This is a genomic window from Streptomyces oryzae (genome assembly GCF_017676365.1).
Taxonomy (GTDB): Bacteria; Actinomycetota; Actinomycetes; order Streptomycetales; family Streptomycetaceae; genus Streptomyces; species Streptomyces oryzae.
Map to the genome: position 1 here is coordinate 1 of NZ_JADKMA010000170.1, position 16,985 is coordinate 16,985.

15 protein-coding genes are annotated in these 16,985 nt (G+C 71.2%); 7 read left to right on the top strand and 8 right to left on the bottom strand.

Annotated elements, in window-relative coordinates:
• Window positions 1-102 precede the first annotated feature (102 nt).
• Entirely contained in the window at window positions 103-1,626 is a 1,524-nt protein-coding gene (locus ITI46_RS26420) for a gamma-aminobutyraldehyde dehydrogenase (protein WP_209242409.1), read from the bottom strand.
• A 338-nt stretch (window positions 1,627-1,964) separates the two neighbouring features.
• Window positions 1,965-2,591, bottom strand: a complete 627-nt coding sequence (locus ITI46_RS35585; protein ID WP_209242410.1) for a DUF4190 domain-containing protein — start codon at window positions 2,589-2,591, stop codon at window positions 1,965-1,967.
• A 137-nt stretch (window positions 2,592-2,728) separates the two neighbouring features.
• Here ITI46_RS35585 and ITI46_RS26430 point away from each other — a divergent pair, with 137 nt between their 5' ends.
• The 3 genes from ITI46_RS26430 (at window position 2,729) to ITI46_RS26440 (ending at window position 4,942) form a co-directional block, all read left to right on the top strand.
• On the top strand, window positions 2,729-3,766 hold the full coding sequence (locus tag ITI46_RS26430; RefSeq protein ID WP_209242411.1) for an adenosine deaminase: 1,038 nt from the start codon (window positions 2,729-2,731) through the stop codon (window positions 3,764-3,766).
• Complete coding sequence (locus ITI46_RS26435) at window positions 3,763-4,515, top strand: glycerophosphodiester phosphodiesterase (RefSeq protein ID WP_209242412.1); 753 nt, start codon at window positions 3,763-3,765, stop codon at window positions 4,513-4,515. Before ITI46_RS26430 ends, ITI46_RS26435 begins: the two co-directional genes overlap by 4 nt.
• Before the next feature lie 73 nt (window positions 4,516-4,588).
• Window positions 4,589-4,942: a zinc-ribbon domain-containing protein gene (locus ITI46_RS26440; RefSeq protein WP_209242413.1), complete on the top strand. Its 354-nt coding sequence runs from the start codon at window positions 4,589-4,591 to the stop codon at window positions 4,940-4,942.
• An 89-nt stretch (window positions 4,943-5,031) separates the two neighbouring features.
• Here ITI46_RS26440 and ITI46_RS26445 read toward each other — a convergent pair whose 3' ends face one another.
• Window positions 5,032-6,465 carry a gamma-aminobutyraldehyde dehydrogenase gene (locus ITI46_RS26445; RefSeq protein ID WP_209242414.1) on the bottom strand — a complete coding sequence of 478 codons (1,434 nt, stop codon included), beginning with the start codon at window positions 6,463-6,465 and terminating at the stop codon, window positions 5,032-5,034.
• 171 nt (window positions 6,466-6,636) lie between these two features.
• Here ITI46_RS26445 and ITI46_RS26450 point away from each other — a divergent pair, with 171 nt between their 5' ends.
• The 4 genes from ITI46_RS26450 (at window position 6,637) to ITI46_RS26465 (ending at window position 10,835) form a co-directional block, all read left to right on the top strand.
• Window positions 6,637-7,125 carry an Lrp/AsnC family transcriptional regulator gene (locus ITI46_RS26450; RefSeq protein ID WP_099884642.1) on the top strand — a complete coding sequence of 163 codons (489 nt, stop codon included), beginning with the start codon at window positions 6,637-6,639 and terminating at the stop codon, window positions 7,123-7,125.
• Window positions 7,110-8,516 carry an aspartate aminotransferase family protein gene (locus ITI46_RS26455; RefSeq protein ID WP_209242415.1) on the top strand — a complete coding sequence of 469 codons (1,407 nt, stop codon included), beginning with the start codon at window positions 7,110-7,112 and terminating at the stop codon, window positions 8,514-8,516. The genes ITI46_RS26450 and ITI46_RS26455 overlap by 16 nt, the downstream gene beginning before the upstream one ends.
• Window positions 8,517-8,682: 166 nt before the next feature.
• On the top strand, window positions 8,683-9,462 hold the full coding sequence (locus ITI46_RS26460; RefSeq protein WP_209242416.1) for an ABC transporter ATP-binding protein: 780 nt from the start codon (window positions 8,683-8,685) through the stop codon (window positions 9,460-9,462).
• Window positions 9,444-10,835 carry a hypothetical protein gene (locus tag ITI46_RS26465; protein WP_209242417.1) on the top strand — a complete coding sequence of 464 codons (1,392 nt, stop codon included), beginning with the start codon at window positions 9,444-9,446 and terminating at the stop codon, window positions 10,833-10,835. Before ITI46_RS26460 ends, ITI46_RS26465 begins: the two co-directional genes overlap by 19 nt.
• 38 nt (window positions 10,836-10,873) lie before the next feature.
• Here ITI46_RS26465 and ITI46_RS26470 read toward each other — a convergent pair whose 3' ends face one another.
• The 5 genes from ITI46_RS26470 to ITI46_RS26490 form a co-directional block, all read right to left on the bottom strand.
• Window positions 10,874-11,974, bottom strand: a complete 1,101-nt coding sequence (locus tag ITI46_RS26470; protein WP_209242418.1) for an ABC transporter ATP-binding protein — start codon at window positions 11,972-11,974, stop codon at window positions 10,874-10,876.
• The gene (locus ITI46_RS26475) at window positions 11,975-13,588 is read right to left on the bottom strand and encodes an ABC transporter permease (RefSeq protein ID WP_247746625.1); all 1,614 of its coding nucleotides are present in this window, start codon (window positions 13,586-13,588) and stop codon (window positions 11,975-11,977) included.
• A gap of 110 nt (window positions 13,589-13,698) precedes the next feature.
• A complete protein-coding gene (locus tag ITI46_RS26480) occupies window positions 13,699-14,775 on the bottom strand; it encodes a thiamine ABC transporter substrate-binding protein (RefSeq protein WP_209242419.1) in 1,077 nt (358 codons plus the stop codon).
• A 176-nt stretch (window positions 14,776-14,951) separates the two neighbouring features.
• Window positions 14,952-16,064: a dual-specificity RNA methyltransferase RlmN gene (rlmN, locus tag ITI46_RS26485; protein WP_209242420.1), complete on the bottom strand. Its 1,113-nt coding sequence runs from the start codon at window positions 16,062-16,064 to the stop codon at window positions 14,952-14,954.
• 79 nt (window positions 16,065-16,143) lie between these two features.
• On the bottom strand, window positions 16,144-16,985 hold an 842-nt coding region (locus tag ITI46_RS26490; RefSeq protein ID WP_209242421.1), incomplete at its 5' end, for a phosphatidate cytidylyltransferase.

Consider the following 16,985-nt stretch of genomic DNA (forward strand, 5'->3'; position numbering starts at 1 on the left):
GGGGATGTGCTCGGGGTGGGGGGTTGAGCGGAGAAGTTGAGCTGAAAAGTTGAGCGGAGAAGCGACGGGCGGGATGCGGGAGTGCGGTGACGGGGTGCGCGTTCAGCGGTCGCCGAAGACGGTGCGGTGCCAGTCCTTGCGCACCACGCCCGTCGTCTCGGACATGACGTGCTTGATCTGGGTGTACTCCTCGAAGGAGTAGGCGGACATGTCCTTGCCGTAGCCGGACGCCTTGTAGCCGCCGTGCGGCATCTCGCTGATGATCGGGATGTGGTCGTTGAGCCATACGCAGCCGGCCTGGATCTCCCGCGCGGCGCGTCCGGTGCGGAAGACGGACCGGCTCCAGGCGGAGGCGGCGAGTCCGTAGGGGGTGTCGTTGGCCAGCGCGATGCCCTCGTCGTCGGTGTCGAAGGGCAGCACGACCAGCACGGGGCCGAAGATCTCCTGCTGGACGACCTCGCTGTCCTGCGGCGCGCCGGTGATGAGTGTCGGCCGGTAGTACGCGCCCTCGGCCAGTTCGCCGCCGGGGGCCTGGCCGCCGGTGACGACGGTGGCGTAGGAGCGGGCGCGCTCCACGAAACCGGCCACCCGGTCGCGCTGCGCATGGGAGATCAGCGGCCCCAGGTCCGTTCCCTCGGCGAACGGATCACCGACGCGTACCCCGTCCATCAGGTCGGCGACGGCGGAGACGAACGCGTCGTGGAGCGGGCGCTGGACGTAGGCGCGGGTCGCGGCGGTGCAGTCCTGGCCGGTGTTGATCAGCGCGCCCGCGACAGCACCGTGTGCCGCGGCCTCCAGGTCGGCGTCGTCGAACACCACGAAGGGTGCCTTGCCGCCCAGTTCGAGGTGGAGGCGTTTGGCGGGCCGGGATGCGGTGGTGGCGATCTCGGCCACCCGCCTGCCGACGGCGGTGGAGCCGGTGAACGAGGTCATGGCGACGCCGGGGTGGGCGACCAGTGCCTCGCCCGCGTCCCGGCCCGCTCCGGTGACGATGTTGATGACGCCGGGCGGGATGCCCGCCTCGTGCGCGGCCTGCGCGAACATCAGGGAGGTCAGCGGGGTGAGCTCGGAGGGCTTGAGGACGATGGTGTTGCCTGCGGCCACGGCCGGGAGGATCTTCCAGGCCGCCATCTGGAGCGGGTAGTTCCAGGGGGCGATGGAGCCGATGACGCCGAGCGGTTCCCGGCGGATGGAGGAGGTGTGCTCGCCGCTGTACTCGGCCACCGCTGCGCCGGCCAGCTGGCGCGCCGCACCAGCGAAGAAGGCGACGTTGTCGAACGAGCCGGGGACGTCGAACTCGGCTGAGAGCTTGAGCGGTTTGCCGCACTGCAGCGACTCGGCGTACACGAACTCGTCGGTCAGCTCGTTCAGCCTGGCCGCCCAGCGGTGCATGGCCTCGGAGCGCTCGGCGGGGGTGGCACCGGCCCAGCCGGGGAGGGCGTCACCGGCCGCGCGGACGGCGGTGTCGATGTCGGCGGCGCTCGCCAGTTCGAAGGTGTGGATCTCTTCGCCGGTCGCGGGGTTCACGATCGCGTGCGTACGGCCCGAGGTGCCGGGCCCGAGCCTGCCCGCGACGTACTGGGCGCCCGCGGCGAACCGTTCGGACACATCGAAGCGCTGGACCATCGGGACTCCTGACCACTACAGCGTGCGCGTACTACGGCGGCGACGGGCACGGCCGCCGAACGGCGCCGTGGCCCAGGCCACTGTTGGCAGCCGATCCTGACAGGGGTTCGGTCATCCAACAAGGGATTCCGTAGTTATCTTTTGATTACGCCACGGAATCGATACTCCGACCCGGGTTTCGCCTCACGATGGGAGAGCCACCCGCGGCCCCCTTCGCAGCGCCTTCGCAGCGCCTTCGTGGCGCACTCCGCACCGCGGACGAGCGGACAGAGGGCGGCCCTCCCGCGCGCTCCGCGGAAGGGCCGCCCTCTGTCAACTGGCGTGAGCCGGAGACCTGTTCAGCCGGTCACCAGCACCGGAACATGCGCGCCCCGTGCGTCGTAGGAGTCACCGCTGCCGCCGCCCGAGCCGCCCCCGGAGTCGTCCGCCCAGACGGTCAGGCTGAGGACCAGCAGCGTGCTGATGACAACCGAGAGCACCAGCCCGACGATGCCGAGGACGAACCCGGCCGTCGCCTGCCCGCCGCCGCCCAGCTCGCCCCGCTCCACCCCGCGCCGCGCGCTGACGCCCAGACACAGCGCGACGACGGAGGAGAACACCGCGAGGAAGCTGCCCCAGCAGGTGATGACCAGCACCACACTGGCGATGCCCACCACCATGGCCGCCACCGACTTGCCGATCGGCGGAGGCGGCCCCTGCCAGCCGTATCCGTACGGCGCATACGGCGTGTACGCCGCACCGGCGCCCTGACCGCCGTAACCGCTGTAGCCGCCGTAACCACCGGAGGCGCCATGGCCCCCGACCGCGCCGTAACCGGGCGGGGGCTGCGCCCCGTACGAGCGGCCGGGTCCGTTCGGCGCGGGCGGTATCGGAGGCGGCTTCCCGTCGCCCTGGCCGGTGCCGTTCACCCCGCTCCCCTGCCCGGGCGCTCCGGCAGGCGGCAGATGCCCTGCCCCCTTGTCCATCGCGTCCCCTCTCTCGTCTGTTCCCGTTTCCCGTTTTCTCCCGTTCCCCGCCCTTCATGCTATGCGGGAGCGCGGACACCGCTGCCGACGGCGGACGCCTACGATGACCCGGACCCGCAACTCAGCCGGAGGCCCTCTTGTCCCACCCTTCCGACCTGGCCGCCTTCATCGCCGGACTACCCAAGGCCGAGCTGCACGTGCACCACGTGGGCTCCGCCTCGCCCCGGATCGTGGCCGAGCTCGCGGCCCGCCACCCGGAGGCCGGGGTGCCCACCGACCCCGAAGCGCTGTCCGAATACTTCACGTTCACCGACTTCGCGCACTTCATCCAGGTCTACCTGTCGGTGGTGGACCTCATCAGGGACGCCGAGGATGTACGCCTGCTGACGTACGAGATCGCCCGCGACATGGCGCGGCAGTCCATCCGGTACGCGGAGCTGACCGTCACCCCCTACAGCTCCGTGAGCCGCGGCATTCCGGACGGCGCCTTCCTCGAGGCCATCGAGGACGCCCGCCGGTCGGCCGAGCGGGAGCTGGGCGTGGTGCTGCGCTGGACGTTCGACATCCCCGGCGAGGCGGGCCTGGCGGCGGCGGAGGAGACCACCAGGATCGCCACCGAGATGGCACCGGACGGACTGATCTCCTTCGGCCTCGGCGGGCCCGAGATCGGCGTGCCCCGGCCGCAGTTCAAGCCGTACTTCGACCGCGCGCTGGCCACCGGGCTGCACAGCGTCCCGCACGCGGGCGAGACGACCGGCCCGGAGACGATCTGGGACGCGCTCACCTCGCTGCGCGCCGAACGCATCGGCCACGGCACCAGCGCCGTCCAGGACCCCCGGCTGCTGGAGCACCTGGCCGAACGCGGCATCCCGCTGGAGGTCTGCCCCACCTCCAACATCGCGACCCGCGCCGTGGAGACGCTGGAGCGCCACCCCATCGGCGAGATGGTCAAGGCCGGTGTCCTGGTCACCGTCAACAGCGACGACCCGCCGATGTTCGGCACCGACCTGAACACCGAGTACGGCATCGCCGCGCGCCTGCTGGGCCTGGACGCGCCCGGCGTCGCGACGCTCGCCAGGAACGCGGTGAAGGTCTCCTTCCTGGACGAGACCGGCAAGGCCCGGCTGTGCGAGGAGATCGACACCTACCTGGCCGCCTGGCAGCGCCCCAGGTGACCGACAGGGTGACCGAGGCGGCGCCCCGGTCCGGCCCCGCGCGCGGCAGGCCGGCCGCGGTGGCGCACCGGGGCGCGCCCTTCGCCGCGCGTGAGAACACCCTGCCCGCGTTCCGCGCCGCGGTGGCGGCAGGCGCCGACGCCGTGGAACTGGACGTACGGCTCACCCGGGACGGGGTTCCTGTGGTGCTGCACGACCGGACGCTGGAGCGGCTGTGGGGGCATGACGTCGCCCTCTCCGCGCTCACCCACGAGCGGCTGACCGCCCTCGCGGAAGGCGTGCCCACGCTCGCCGACGCGCTGGCCGTCACCCGTACCGTCCGTACGCTGATCGATCTGCCCGACCCGGCAGCCGCCCGGGCCGCTGTCGCCCAAGTGCGCGCGGCAGGCGCCGCGGAGCGCGTCTACTACTGCGGCGGCGCGGAGGCGATGCGCAGGGTGCGGGCCGCGGAGCCCGGCGCCGAGCTGGCGCTCACCTGGGAGCGCGCGGCCCCCGTACGGCCGACGCTGCTGGAGGAGCTGCGGCCCCGCTGGCTCAACTACGGCTTCGGGCTGCTGACCCCGGAACTGGTCGCGCGGGGGCACGCCGACGGGCGGCTGGTGTCCGCGTGGACGGTCGATCGGGTGCGCACCATGCGCAGGCTGGCCGGCATGGGCGTCGACGCGATCACCAGCAACCACATCGCGCGGCTGGTGAGCGCCCTGGAGTCGCCGCCCCCGCACAGGAGTTGGGGCAGGGCTGTTACATGAAGCGGCTTTCGGCGGGCGCACCCGGGTGATTGGCTCGTATCCGCCGTCTGCACACTCGTGAATGGAACCCGCAATGATCATTTTTGGTACCAGCAGCAAGCTGGTACAGCTGGCCATGCTGAACCTGCTCTGCGGCTTCTGCGGCAACCCGGCCGCGCAGGCGCTGCGCAAGCGGGTGACGAAGTTCTCGCTCTTCTTCATCCCGCTCTTCCCGATCGCACCTGCGAAGCACTCCCTCCAGTGCACCTTCTGCGGAGCGCACACGGAGATCTCCAGGGAGTCGGCGGAGCAGCTGCTGGCCCAGAGCACCGCCCCCGTCGGTCAGCCAGGACCGCAGCAGGGCATGGGCGGCGTCCCGCAGCAGCCGGGCGCGCAGAGCGGCAACCCCTTCGCCGGCCGGCAGCCGCAGAACCCGTACCAGTCCTGAGGCCGGGAACTCGGCCCGCACGACGGGGCCCGCACCCCACGAGAGGGTGCGGGCCCCGAGACGTATGTGCCCTCAGCCCGGGACGCGGCTCACAGCGCCGTCATCACGTGCTTGACGCGGGTGTAGTCCTCCAGGCCGTACATGGACAGGTCCTTGCCGTAGCCGGACTTCTTGAAGCCGCCGTGCGGCATCTCGGCGACGAGCGGGATGTGGGTGTTGATCCACACGCAGCCGAAGTCCAGCGCCTTGGACATCCGCATGGCGGTGCCGTGATTGGTCGTCCACACCGACGACGCCAGCGCGTACTCCACGTCGTTGGCCCACTCGACCGCCTGCGCCTCGTCGGCGAACTTCTGGACGGTGATCACCGGGCCGAAGACCTCGTTCTGGATGATCTCGTCGTCCTGCTTGAGTCCCGAGACGACGGTGGGCGCGTAGAAGTAGCCCTTGTCGCCGACGCGCTCGCCGCCGGCCTCCACCTTGGCGTGGGCCGGGAGGCGGTCGATGAAGCCCTCGACCTTCTCCAGGTGGGTGGGGTTGTTCAGCGGGCCGTAGAAGCAGTCCTCGTCGCTCAGGTCGCCGGTCTTGACCTCGGCGGCGGCCTTGGCGAGCGCCTGTACGAACTCCTCGTAGACGCCCTCCTGGACGAGCACCCGGGTGGCCGCCGTGCAGTCCTGTCCTGCGTTGAAGAACCCGCCGTCCCTGATGCCCTCGACGGCTGCCGGGATGTCGGCGTCGTCGAAGACCACGCAGGGGGCCTTGCCGCCCAGCTCCAGATGGACGCGCTTGAGGTCCTTGGCCCCGCTGGCCGCCACCTCCATGCCGGCCCGTACGGACCCGGTGATCGAGGCCATTGCCGGGGTCTTGTGCTCCACGAGCAGCCGGCCGGTGTCCCGGTCTCCGCACACGACGTTGAAGACGCCCTTGGGCAGGATCTCGCCCATCACCTCGGCCATGAAGACCGTGGAGGCCGGGGTGGTGTCCGACGGCTTGAGCACGACGGTGTTGCCCGCAGCGAGGGCCGGTGCGAACTTCCACACGGCCATCATCGCCGGGTAGTTCCACGGCGCGACCTGGGCGCACACTCCGACCGGCTCGCGCCGTACGAAGGAGGTCAGTCCCTCCATGTACTCGCCTGCCGACTTGCCGTCCAGCATCCGGGCAGCGCCCGCGAAGAAGCGGATCTGGTCCAGCATCATCGGCAGCTCTTCCTGCCGGGTCAGCTCCAGCGGCTTGCCGCAGTTCTCGCACTCGGCGGCCAGCAGTTCGTCGGCGCGCGCCTCGAGGGCATCGGCGATCTTGAGGATGGCCTGCTGACGGGTCCCTGGGGTGGCGTCCCGCCAGGCGGGGAAGGCGGCCTCGGCCGCGGCCATCGCGGCGTCGACGTCGGCGGCGCCGGACAGCGGTGCCGTGGCGTACGCCTCACCCGTCGCCGGGTTGACCACCTGCGTGGTCCGGCCGTCAGCGGCGTCCCTGAACTCCCCGTCGATGTAGTTGCGCAGTCGACGCAGCTCGGTGGTCACTTCGCACCCCTCCTGCTTCGTTGTCCATTGGGTGAGACTGCCACCCTAACCGGCCGAGCAACGTTTTCGATACGCCCGACGGGATCGAACAACGGAATCAGTTCTCATTGAGCCGATTGGCTGCGGATTACATCGCAGAAGGGTTGCGCGACGGTGGATGTCTCATGCACAGTGGCACCCGTGGCTCGCGACTCGAAGAAGACAGCCGGCTCCTCGTCCCTGGACGCCGTGTCCCTGGCAATCATCGAACAGCTCCAAGAGGACGGACGGCGTCCGTACGCCGCCATCGGCAAGGCCGTGGGCCTGTCGGAGGCGGCCGTGCGGCAGCGCGTCCAGAAACTCCAGGAGCAGGGCGTCATGCAGATCGTCGCGGTGACCGATCCGCTCACCGTCGGCTTCATGCGCCAGGCGATGCTCGGCGTCACGGTCGACGGGGACGTCGAACCGGTCGCCGACGCGCTCGCCGAGATCGACGAGGTCGACTACGTCGTGATCGCGGCGGGCTCGTTCGACCTGCTGGTCGAGATCGTGTGCCACGACGACGACCACCTCCTCGAACTGATCAACAAGCGCATCCGGACCCTGCCGGGCGTGCGGTCGACGGAGAGCTTCGTCTACCTCAAGCTGCGCAAGCAGACCTACACATGGGGAACGCGATAACAGTGAGCAAGGACAGTCACGCCGACCAGGGGAGCAAGGACCTCTCCCGTACCGCGAACGACCACCTGTGGATGCACTTCACCCGCATGTCGTCGTACCAGCAGGCGCCCGTTCCGACCATCGCCCGCGGCGAGGGCGTCTACATCTACGACACCGACGGCAAGCGCTACCTCGACGGCCTGGCGGGCCTGTTCGTCGTCCAGGCGGGGCACGGCCGCGCCGAGCTGGCCGAGGCCGCCAACAAGCAGGCCCAGGACCTCGCCTTCTTCCCCATCTGGTCCTACGCGCACCCCAAGGCCGTCGAGCTGGCCGAACGGCTGGCGCACCACGCCCCGGGCGACCTGAACAAGGTCTTCTTCACCACGGGCGGCGGCGAGGCCGTCGAGACCGCCTGGAAGCTGGCCAAGCAGTACCACAAGCTGACCGGCAACCCGCTCAAGCACAAGGTCATCTCCCGCGCCGTCGCCTACCACGGCACGCCGCAGGGCGCCCTGGCCATCACCGGTCTGCCCGCCCTCAAGGCGCCGTACGAGCCGCTGGTCCCCGGCGCGCACAAGGTGCCCAACACCAACATCTACCGCGCCCCCATCCACGGCGACGACCCGGAGGCGTTCGGCCGCTGGGCCGCCGACCAGATCGAGCAGCAGATCCTCTTCGAGGGCCCGGAGACCGTCGCCGCGGTCTTCCTGGAGCCCGTGCAGAACGCGGGCGGCTGCTTCCCGCCGCCGCCCGGCTACTTCCAGCGGGTGCGCGAGATCTGCGACCAGTACGACGTGCTGCTCGTCTCCGACGAGGTCATCTGCGCCTTCGGCCGACTGGGCACCGTCTTCGCCTGCGACAAGTTCGGCTATGTGCCGGACATCATCACCTGCGCCAAGGGCATGACCTCCGGCTACTCCCCCATAGGCGCCGCGGTCATCTCCGACCGCATCGCCGAGCCGTTCTACAAGGGTGACAACACCTTCCTGCACGGCTACACCTTCGGCGGCCACCCCGTCTCGGCCGCCGTCGCCCTGGCCAACCTCGACATCTTCGAGCGCGAGGGCCTCAACCAGCACGTGCTCGACAACGAGGGCAACTTCTACAACACCCTGCAGAAGCTGCACGACCTGCCGATCGTCGGCGACGTACGCGGCAACGGCTTCTTCTACGGCATCGAACTCGTCAAGGACAAGGCCACCAAGGAGACGTTCACCGACGAGGAGTCCGAGCGCGTCCTGTACGGCTTCCTGTCCAAGGCGCTGTACGAGAACGGTCTGTACTGCCGCGCCGACGACAGGGGCGACCCGGTGGTCCAGCTCGCCCCGCCGCTGATCTCCGACCAGAAGGTCTTCGACGAGGCCGAGCAGATCCTGCGCTCCGTGCTGACGGAAGCGTGGACCAAGCTGTAAGCCGCCGCACGGCAGCGCCCCGGGGCTCCAGCCACCCGCAACGTCCCAGCTCAGTCGCACACCTCCGCACGAGGGGCGGGGGCATCGGTCCAGTGACCGATGCCCGCGCCCCTCGTTTCACCCCCCAGAGGGAACGACGGCTCGCGATGCTGAGTGGAGGTGCCCCATGGCCGCCCCGCCGGACGACATGCTCTGGGCGCGAGGACTGCACTACGCCTATGACGGCTCGCCCGCGCTACAGGGCGTCTCGATCGGTGTCAAAGAGGGCGAGGTCGTCGCCCTCACCGGGCCACGGGGCAGCGGCAAGACGACACTGCTGCGCTGTCTGTCCGGGCAGTTGCTGCCGGAACAGGGCGAGGTCTGGTTCAACAGCTCACCCGTGCACACCCTCGCCCGTGCCGCCCGTGAGCGGCTGCGGCTGCGCCGCTTCGGCTGGATCGACAGCAGCCCCCGCCTCGTCCCTGAACTCACCGCCTGGGAGAACGCGGCCCTGCCCCTCCTGCTGCACGGCAGCGGCTACCGCTCGGCCCGCGGTACCGCACGCGCCTGGCTGGAACGGCTGGATGTCGGCGACTGCGCGGGGAAGCGGCCCGCCGCACTGCACCAGGCACAGCGCCAGCGCGTCGCCGTGGCCCGCGCCCTGGTGCACTCGCCCGATGTCGTCTTCGCCGACGAGCCGACGGCACCGCTGCACCAGGGCGACCGCGCACAAGTGCTGCGGGCGCTCAGCGCGGCCGCCCGCTCGCACGGCATCACCGTGCTGCTGGCCACCCACGACTTCGCCCTCGACCAGTCGGCACGCACCGCCGACGCGACCGGCGCAGCGCTCGCCGACCGCATCGTCACCCTCACCGACGGACGGCGAGCACGCACCCCGACCACCGGCGGGGCGGCCGGACCGTCCGCAGGACCGGAAGGCTCGGCAGCGTGCTCACTCTCCGTCTGACTGTTGCGGCGCCACCCCTGGCGCTCCTGCTCCGGCTGCTGCTCCTGGGTGCCTCGATGGGCATCGGCCTGCTGCTGCTCGCGACGCTCTCCTACGCCCTGGACCACCCCACGGACCGGGCAACTGCCCTGCTGCGGCTGCTGTGGTGCACCGTCCCGCTCGCCGTCACCGCGCAGCTCGCCGCTGCCCTCGGGCGCACCGAGCCCAGGGCTGCGGCCCGCTCCGGGCTGGACGCGGCCGGGCTGGGCCCCGCCCGGCTTCCGCTGCTGGCCGCCCGCACCACTGCCGCGCCCGCCATGGCGGGCAGCGCACTGGCGCTGCTGGTGACCGAGCGTGCCGTCGGCACCGCTGGTACCGACGGCACGGCACACGGGCCCGGACTGCCCGGACTGCCCAGCACCACCGCCGGGCTCCCACTGACCGGCCAGCCGCTGCCCGTGCCCGCCGTCGTGACCCTGCTGAGCACCGTTCCGCTGCTGGCGGCCCTCGCGGCCGCGTGGGGGGCGAGGGCGGGCGCTCCGGGGACAGTGGGAGGGACGGACGGCGCGAGAGGGGTGGCGGTACCGGCAGAGGCGGCTCTTACGGCAGGGGCGACGGCGACGAGAGGGACGGCACCAGCCGGGGCGAAGAGGGGAACGAAGGGCGCGGGAGGGGCGCACGGTACGGGGCTACGGGTGGCGGCCCAGAGCTGCTGGGCGTGGCTCCGGCGCGGCTCACCGGCCGCCGGGCCGCGCGACGGAACCGGCGCCCTCCACCGCGGGGAACTGCTGTGTGCTGCCGTGCTGGCCGCGGGGGGCCTGTTGCTGGCCGCGTTCACGGCGCGGGCTGCAGCCGCCGACGGGTCCGCGCATTCCGAGGGCTGGGCGGTGCGCGCCGAGGACATCGCGGCCTCACCACTCGCCGTCGGCTGGCTGCTCGCGGCGGTGGGGCTGATGCTGGCAGGACCCGGCGTGACAGCGCTCAGTGGGCGCCTGCTGGGTTCGGTGCGGCCTGGCCCGGTACGGCTGCTGGCGGGACGCTCACTGGTGCGCGAGGCGGCCGTTGTGGGGCGGCCACTGGGCGGGCTGAGCGCGGTGGGGGCTGCGCTGATCGCCCTCGCCCGGGCGCGGCTCGCCGGCGACGGGACACCCGCCCTGGGCCCACTGGTGGTGCTGGCGGCCGTGCTGACCGGGTGCTGCGTGGCCGGTGCCGTGCTGGCGGCCCTCGCCCGGGCCAGGGCCGCCCGTGCCCCGCTGAGGGAGTTGCTGGACCGGATCGGTGCGCCCCGGCGGTCGGCGCGTGCGGTGACGCTGCTGCGGGGCTCGGTCACGACAGCGGCGTTCGCGGCGCTCGCCGCGGCGACCGGGCTGTTCGCGGCACTGCCGCCCCGCTGAGCCCGCGCGCTCCGGAGCCGCCCCGGCTGCCCGAGCGCCTACCGGCTCGGCACGCGATCGGCCGGGCGCTGGGCGGGGCCGGCCGGGCGCTGGACCGGGCCGTCGGCGTCCTCGCCCTCCAGCGCGACGACCTCGCACGGGTCGAAAACGGCACCCACCTCGGCGCCCTCTTCCGGAGCATCCCGCAGGGTGCAGGCAGCCTCCAGGGGCGGCCCCTGGTGCGGGCGCAGCAGCACGGTGACCGTGGAGGCGTCCCCGCCGCGGAAGGTCCGGGCCTCCACCGTGCAGCGCAGCCCCTCGCCCGGTGTGCGCAGCAGCACGCCTCCGGGACGTACGAGCAGCAGAATGCTCCCCTGCGGGGTGCCCTGCGGGACGGTGAGCTTTCCCCAGCCGGTGACGGCGGTGTCGCCGTGGACGGTCGCTGCTGTGATGTTGTCGAAGCCCAGGAAGCGGGCCACAAAGGGCGAGGCAGGGCGCTGCCAGACCTCCAGCGGGGTGCCCGTCTGCGCGATTCGGCCACCCTCCATGACCACCACGCGGTCGGCGAGTGCGAACGCCTCCCCGTGGTCGTGCGTGACGGCGAGCACTGTTGTGCCCAATCGCCGGAAGAGGGCGCGCAGTTCCACGACGAGGCGTTCGCGCAGTCCGCGGTCCAGCTGCCCCAGTGGTTCGTCCAGCATCAGCAGCTTCGGCTCCGGCGCCAGGGCGCGGGCCAGGGCGACCCGCTGCTGCTCCCCGCCGGACAGCGCGGTGACGGCGCGCCGGCCGGCACCCGGCAGCCCCACCAGCTCCAGCAGTTCGGCGACCCGGCGCTCGGTCTCGGCGCGGTTCATCCCGTGCATACGCGGCCCGAAGGCGACGTTCCCCGCGACATCGCGCTGGGGGAAGAGCTGGTGGTCCTGGAACATCAGGCCGACGCCCCGCCGGTGCGGCGGCACCCCTGACTGGTCCCGCCCCGAGAGCAACACCCGTCCCGCGTCGGCCTGTTGCAGCCCGGCGACGACGCGCAGGAGGGTGGACTTCCCGCTGCCACTGGGCCCGAGCACACAGACCGTCTCGTGCTCGGCCACCTCCAGATCGACCGCTTCCAGCGCCGTGCGCTCGCCGAAGCGTACGGTCACACCGTCCAGCCGCAGCATCTACAACTCCCCCTGGCCGTCGGTCCTGACACGCTCCAGCGCGAGCAGCACGCCCGCACAGACGAGCATCAGGATGGTGCTCAAGGCCATCGCCTGGCCGTAGTTGGACTCCCCGGCCCGGCCCAGCATCCTGGCCACAGCGACCGGCAGGGTGGGCGTATCGGGGCGGGCGATGAACACTGTCGCACCGAACTCGCCCAGCGAGACGGTGAAGGCGAACCCGGCAGCCACCAGCAGCGCCCGTCGCACCAGTGGGAAGTCGACCTCCCCCCAGGCACGCAGCGGTGAGGCCCCCAGTACGGCCGCCGCCTCGCGCAGCCGTACGTCAACGGCACGCAGCACCGGCAGCATGGTACGGATGACGAACGGCACGCCCACCAGTGCCTGGGCGAGCGGCACCAGGATCCAGGAGGACCGCAGATCGAGCGGCGGCTCGTCCAGTGCGACGAGAAAACCGAAGCCGACAGTGACGGCCGAGGTGCCCAGCGGCAGCATCAGTAGCGCGTCCAAACCGCGCACCAGCCGGCCCGCCCTCCTGGTCAGCGCGGCAGCAGCCAGTCCGCCCACCACCAGTGCGATGGCGGTCGCGACAGCAGCGTAGGCCAGTGAGTTGCCGATGGCCTCCACTGGCGCGACCACGAACGTCGCGCTGTCCTGCTGCTGCGCCCCCAGGGCGCGGAAAAAGGCGAGCCCCCATCCCTCCGGCCCGTCGAAAGCCCGCACCATCAGTACCAGGAGCGGTGCAACAGTCAGCAGCACCATCACGCCCAGTACGGAGCACAGCAGCGCCCACTGGCCGGCACCTGACGGGCGCCGCGCGGTGTGCTCCGCAGGGACGAGGCTGAGCGCTGTCTCACGCTTGCGCAGTGACCAGGCGTGCACTGCCAACAGTGCGGCGACAGCGGCGAACTGCACGAGCGTCAGCACGGCCGCCGTCGGCAGATCCAGCAGGGTCGCGGTCTGCCGGTAGATCTCCACCTCCAGGGTGGCGTAGCGGGGGCCGCCCAGCACCTGGATCACGCCGAAGCTGGTGAAGGTGAACAGGAACACGATCAGTGCGGCAGCCGCGACGGACGGCGCCAGCGCGGGCAGCGTGACCCGCCGCCAGGCGGCCAGCCGGCCCGCGCCCAGCACCCGCGCGGCCTCCTCCTGCCGCGGGTCGAGCTGGGACCACAGGCCGCCGACGGTACGCACGACGACCGCGTAGTTGAAGAAGACATGCGCCAGCAGGATCGCCCACACGCTGGTGTCCAGCCGCACACCCCACCAGGCGTCCAGCACCCCGCCGCGCCCCGCCAGCGCGAGGAAGGCGGAGCCGACCACGACCGTCGGCAGCACGAACGGCACCGTCACCACAGCGCGCAGCAGCCGCTTCCCCGGAAAGTCGAACCGTGCGAACACATAGGCCCCGGGCAGCGCCAGGGCGAGCGTCAGGGCCGTAGAGGCAGCAGCCTGCCAGAGCGTGAACCAGAGCACCTGAAGGATGTCCGGATCACTCAGCACCTGTCCGATCCGGCCCAGCTGCCACTGTCCGCCCTCGCGCAGGCCGCGCCCCACGATGGCGGCCACCGGATAGCCGAAGAAGACCGCGAAGAAGGCCACAGGACCGGCCATCAGTCCGAGCCGCACCCAGCTGCCCCAGCCGCCTCGCGCCCAACCGCCCAAGCCGCCGCGCCCGCTGCGACCCGTACGGCGGCCCGCGGCGTCGTGCTCTTTGTCGACCGCTACTTCACGGTGAGCGAGGTCCACGTCTTGATCCACTGCTCACGGTGTTCAGCGATCTTCTCCGGGGGAACGGTGGCAGGCTTGTCCACAGTCTCGCCGTACTTGGTGAACAGCTCCGGCAGCCGGGCGTCCTCGCGGGCGGGGTTGACGAACATCTTCAGCGGCAGGTCCTCCTGGAACCGCTTGCTGAGCAGGAAGTCCAGCAGCGCCTTGCCGCCCTTGGGGTTCTTCGCGCCGCTGAGCAGCCCCGCGTACTCGGTCTGCTGGAAGCACGTCCCCTTGGCCACGCCGGTCGGCGCCTCCTTGGGCGGGTTCTTGACGCCCATGACCTCGGCGGGCGGGCTGGAGGCGTAGGAGACGACGAGCGGCTTGTCGCCCTTGCCCTTGCCCTCGCGGGAGCCGGTGAAGCGGTCGTAGTACGCCTGCTCCCAGCTGCCGGCGACCTCCACCCCGTTGCGGCGCAGCTTCTTCCAGTAGCCCTGCCAGCCCTTCTCACCGGACTCGGCGACGCTCGCCAGCAGGAACGCCAGGCCGGGCGAGGAGTTGGCGGCGTCCTCGGTCACCAGGAGGTTCTTGTAGCGGGGCTCGGTCAGGTCCTCAAGGGTGCGCGGCGGGTCGAGCTTCTTGTCGGCGAACCATTTGCGGTCGTAGTTGACGCACACGTCGCCGCTGTCCACAGGGGTGACCCGGTGCTTGTCCGGGTCGGCCTGGAGCCGCTGGGGCACCTTGTCGAGACCCTTGGCCTTGTACGAGGTGAAGACACCCTGGTCGAGCGGACGGGACAGGAGGGTGTTGTCGACTCCGAAGAAGACATCGCCCTGGGGGTTGCCCTTGTTGAGCACCGCCTGGTTGACGGCTGCCCCGGCGTCCCCGCCGCGCAGCACATGAACCTTGTAGCCGCTGCGCTTCTCGAAGTCCTTGAGGACGGACTTGGAGACGGCGAACGAGTCGTGGGTGACGAGCGTGACACTCTTGGAGTCCCCACTGCCGCCCGAGCCGCCGCAGGCAGTGGCCAGAAGGGCAAGGGTGAGGACAGCGGTGGTTGCGGCGGCAGCGCGCCGCGCGTGCGTATTCATCAGTGCATCGACTTCCTACCCGGCATGACCCGGGCGAGGTTCGAGGGTCTGCGGCACGTACGGAACGCACGGCCGCACTCTCAGCGCTGTGAGCGCTCCCCTGTCGGCTGTTCGGTTTTCGAGGGCCACATGGGCGGCCGTTCGAACACTATCAGTCAGCCACTCCCGGCCGGACGTCAGCGCTCGGTCGCCGCAAGCTGGCCGCACGCACCGTCGATCTCCTGCCCCCGGGTGTCCCGTACGGTCACGGGCACACCGTGCAGCTCCAGAGTCCGTACGAACTCCGCCTCGTCCTCGGGCCGGGAGGCCGTCCACTTGGAGCCGGGCGTCGGGTTGAGCGGGATGAGGTTGACGTGCACCCGCTTGCCCTTCAGCAGCCGCCCGAGCAGGTCGGCCCGCCATGCCTGGTCGTTGATGTCCCTGATCAGCGCGTACTCGATGGAGACCCGGCGCCCGGACTTTTCCGCGTACTCCCAGGCCGCGTCCAGCACCTCGCGCACCTTCCAGCGGGTGTTCACCGGGACGAGGGTGTCGCGCAGCTCGTCGTCGGGCGCGTGCAGCGACAGCGCCAGCCGGCATTTGAAGCCCTCGTCGGCGAAGCGCAGCATCGCGGGGACAAGCCCCACTGTGGAGACGGTGATCCCGCGCTGCGACAGCCCCAGACCGTCCGGCTCGGGGTCGGTCAGCCGCCGGATGGCGCCCACCACCCGCTTGTAGTTGGCCAGCGGCTCGCCCATGCCCATGAAGACGATGTTCGACAGCCGCGCCGGCCCGCCGGGCACCTCCCCGTCGCGCAGGGCACGCATGCCGTCGACGATCTGGTGGACGATCTCCGCAGTGGACAGATTCCGGTCCAGCCCCGCCTGCCCCGTGGCACAGAACGGGCAGTTCATCCCGCAGCCCGCCTGCGAACTGATGCACATGGTGACCCGGTCCGGATACCGCATCAGCACGGACTCCACCAGCGTCCCGTCGTGCAGCCGCCACAGCGTCTTACGGGTGGTGTCGTCGTCGCAGCTGATGTGCCGCACCACGCTCATCAGTTCGGGCAGCAGCTCCCCCGCGAGCTTCTCCCGCGCCGCGGCCGGAATGTCGGTCCACTGCGCCGGGTCGTGCGCCAGCCGCGAGAAATAGTGCTGCGAGAGCTGCTTGGCGCGGAACGGCTTCTCACCGATCTCCGCAACCGCCTCCCGGCGCTCCTGAGGGCTGAGGTCGGCAAGATGGCGGGGCGGCTTCTTCGCGCCACGCGGGGCGACGAACGTGAGTTCTCCAGGGGCGGGCCCCGACATGAGCAGGTACTCCTCAAAGCGACACGGTGTGGTGACCCCCGCAGCGGGGAAGCAGGCCCATCCAGCGTAACCGGTGCGCTCAGCCCGCTCCGACGAAGATCACCAGCAGCAGCCACACCACAGGGGCGGTCGGCAGCAGGGAGTCGAGGCGGTCCATGATGCCGCCGTGCCCGGGCAGCAGGGTGCCCATGTCCTTGATGCCCAGGTCCCGCTTCATCATCGACTCGCCCAGGTCGCCCAGGGTGGCGCTGACCGCTACCGCCAGCCCCAGCAGCAGCCCCTGCCACCAGCTGCCGCCCTCGATCAGGAACTGGGTGCACAGCGCTCCGGCCACCATGGCGAAGGTCACCGCGCCGATCAGGCCCTCACGGGTCTTGCCGGGGCTGATCCTGGGGGCCAGCTTGCGCCGCCCGAAGCGCCAGCCCACCGCGTAGGCACCGGTGTCGCTGACCACGGTGAGGATCAGGAACGTCAGCACCCGCTTCGGCCCGTCGTCCGCGGCCAGCATGAGGGCTACGAAGGTGGCCAGGAAGGGCACGTAGAAGGCGGCGAAGAGGCCGGCCGTCACATCGCGCAGATAGTCGGCCGCCGGCTGGGTCATCCGCCACGCCAGAACGGCGAGGGCCGTCAGCGCCATGGCCACCCATGCGCCCTCGGTGCCCCGTACGTACCCGGCGATGGTCATGGCCGCGCCACCGAGTGCGAGCGGCACCAGGGGGACGCGGATGTTCTTGCGCTCCCGTAGCCGCGAGGCCAGCTCCCACAGCCCGACCACGACGGCCACGACGATGACGCCGAGGAAGACCGGCTTGTAGAAGAAGAGCGAGGCCAGAATGACCGCACCGAGTCCCAGCCCGACTCCTATCGCGGCCCGCAGGTCCCGCCCCGCACGCTTCTTGCCCGCCCCTGACGGTGCGGGGT

What these genes read in the sequence shown, in the direction of transcription:
- ITI46_RS26420 (WP_209242409.1), bottom strand. Translation starts at nt 1,626, where the DNA reads ATGGTCCAGCGCTTCGATGTGTCCGAACGGTTCGCCGCGGGCGCCCAG.
- ITI46_RS35585 (WP_209242410.1), bottom strand. Translation starts at nt 2,591, where the DNA reads ATGGACAAGGGGGCAGGGCATCTGCCGCCTGCCGGAGCGCCCGGGCAG.
- ITI46_RS26440 (WP_209242413.1), top strand. Translation starts at nt 4,589, where the DNA reads ATGATCATTTTTGGTACCAGCAGCAAGCTGGTACAGCTGGCCATGCTG.
- ITI46_RS26455 (WP_209242415.1), top strand. Translation starts at nt 7,110, where the DNA reads ATGGGGAACGCGATAACAGTGAGCAAGGACAGTCACGCCGACCAGGGG.
- ITI46_RS26460 (WP_209242416.1), top strand. Translation starts at nt 8,683, where the DNA reads ATGGCCGCCCCGCCGGACGACATGCTCTGGGCGCGAGGACTGCACTAC.
- ITI46_RS26470 (WP_209242418.1), bottom strand. Translation starts at nt 11,974, where the DNA reads ATGCTGCGGCTGGACGGTGTGACCGTACGCTTCGGCGAGCGCACGGCG.
- ITI46_RS26475 (WP_247746625.1), bottom strand. Translation starts at nt 13,588, where the DNA reads ATGGCCGGTCCTGTGGCCTTCTTCGCGGTCTTCTTCGGCTATCCGGTG.
- ITI46_RS26480 (WP_209242419.1), bottom strand. Translation starts at nt 14,775, where the DNA reads ATGAATACGCACGCGCGGCGCGCTGCCGCCGCAACCACCGCTGTCCTC.
- rlmN (WP_209242420.1), bottom strand. Translation starts at nt 16,064, where the DNA reads ATGTCGGGGCCCGCCCCTGGAGAACTCACGTTCGTCGCCCCGCGTGGC.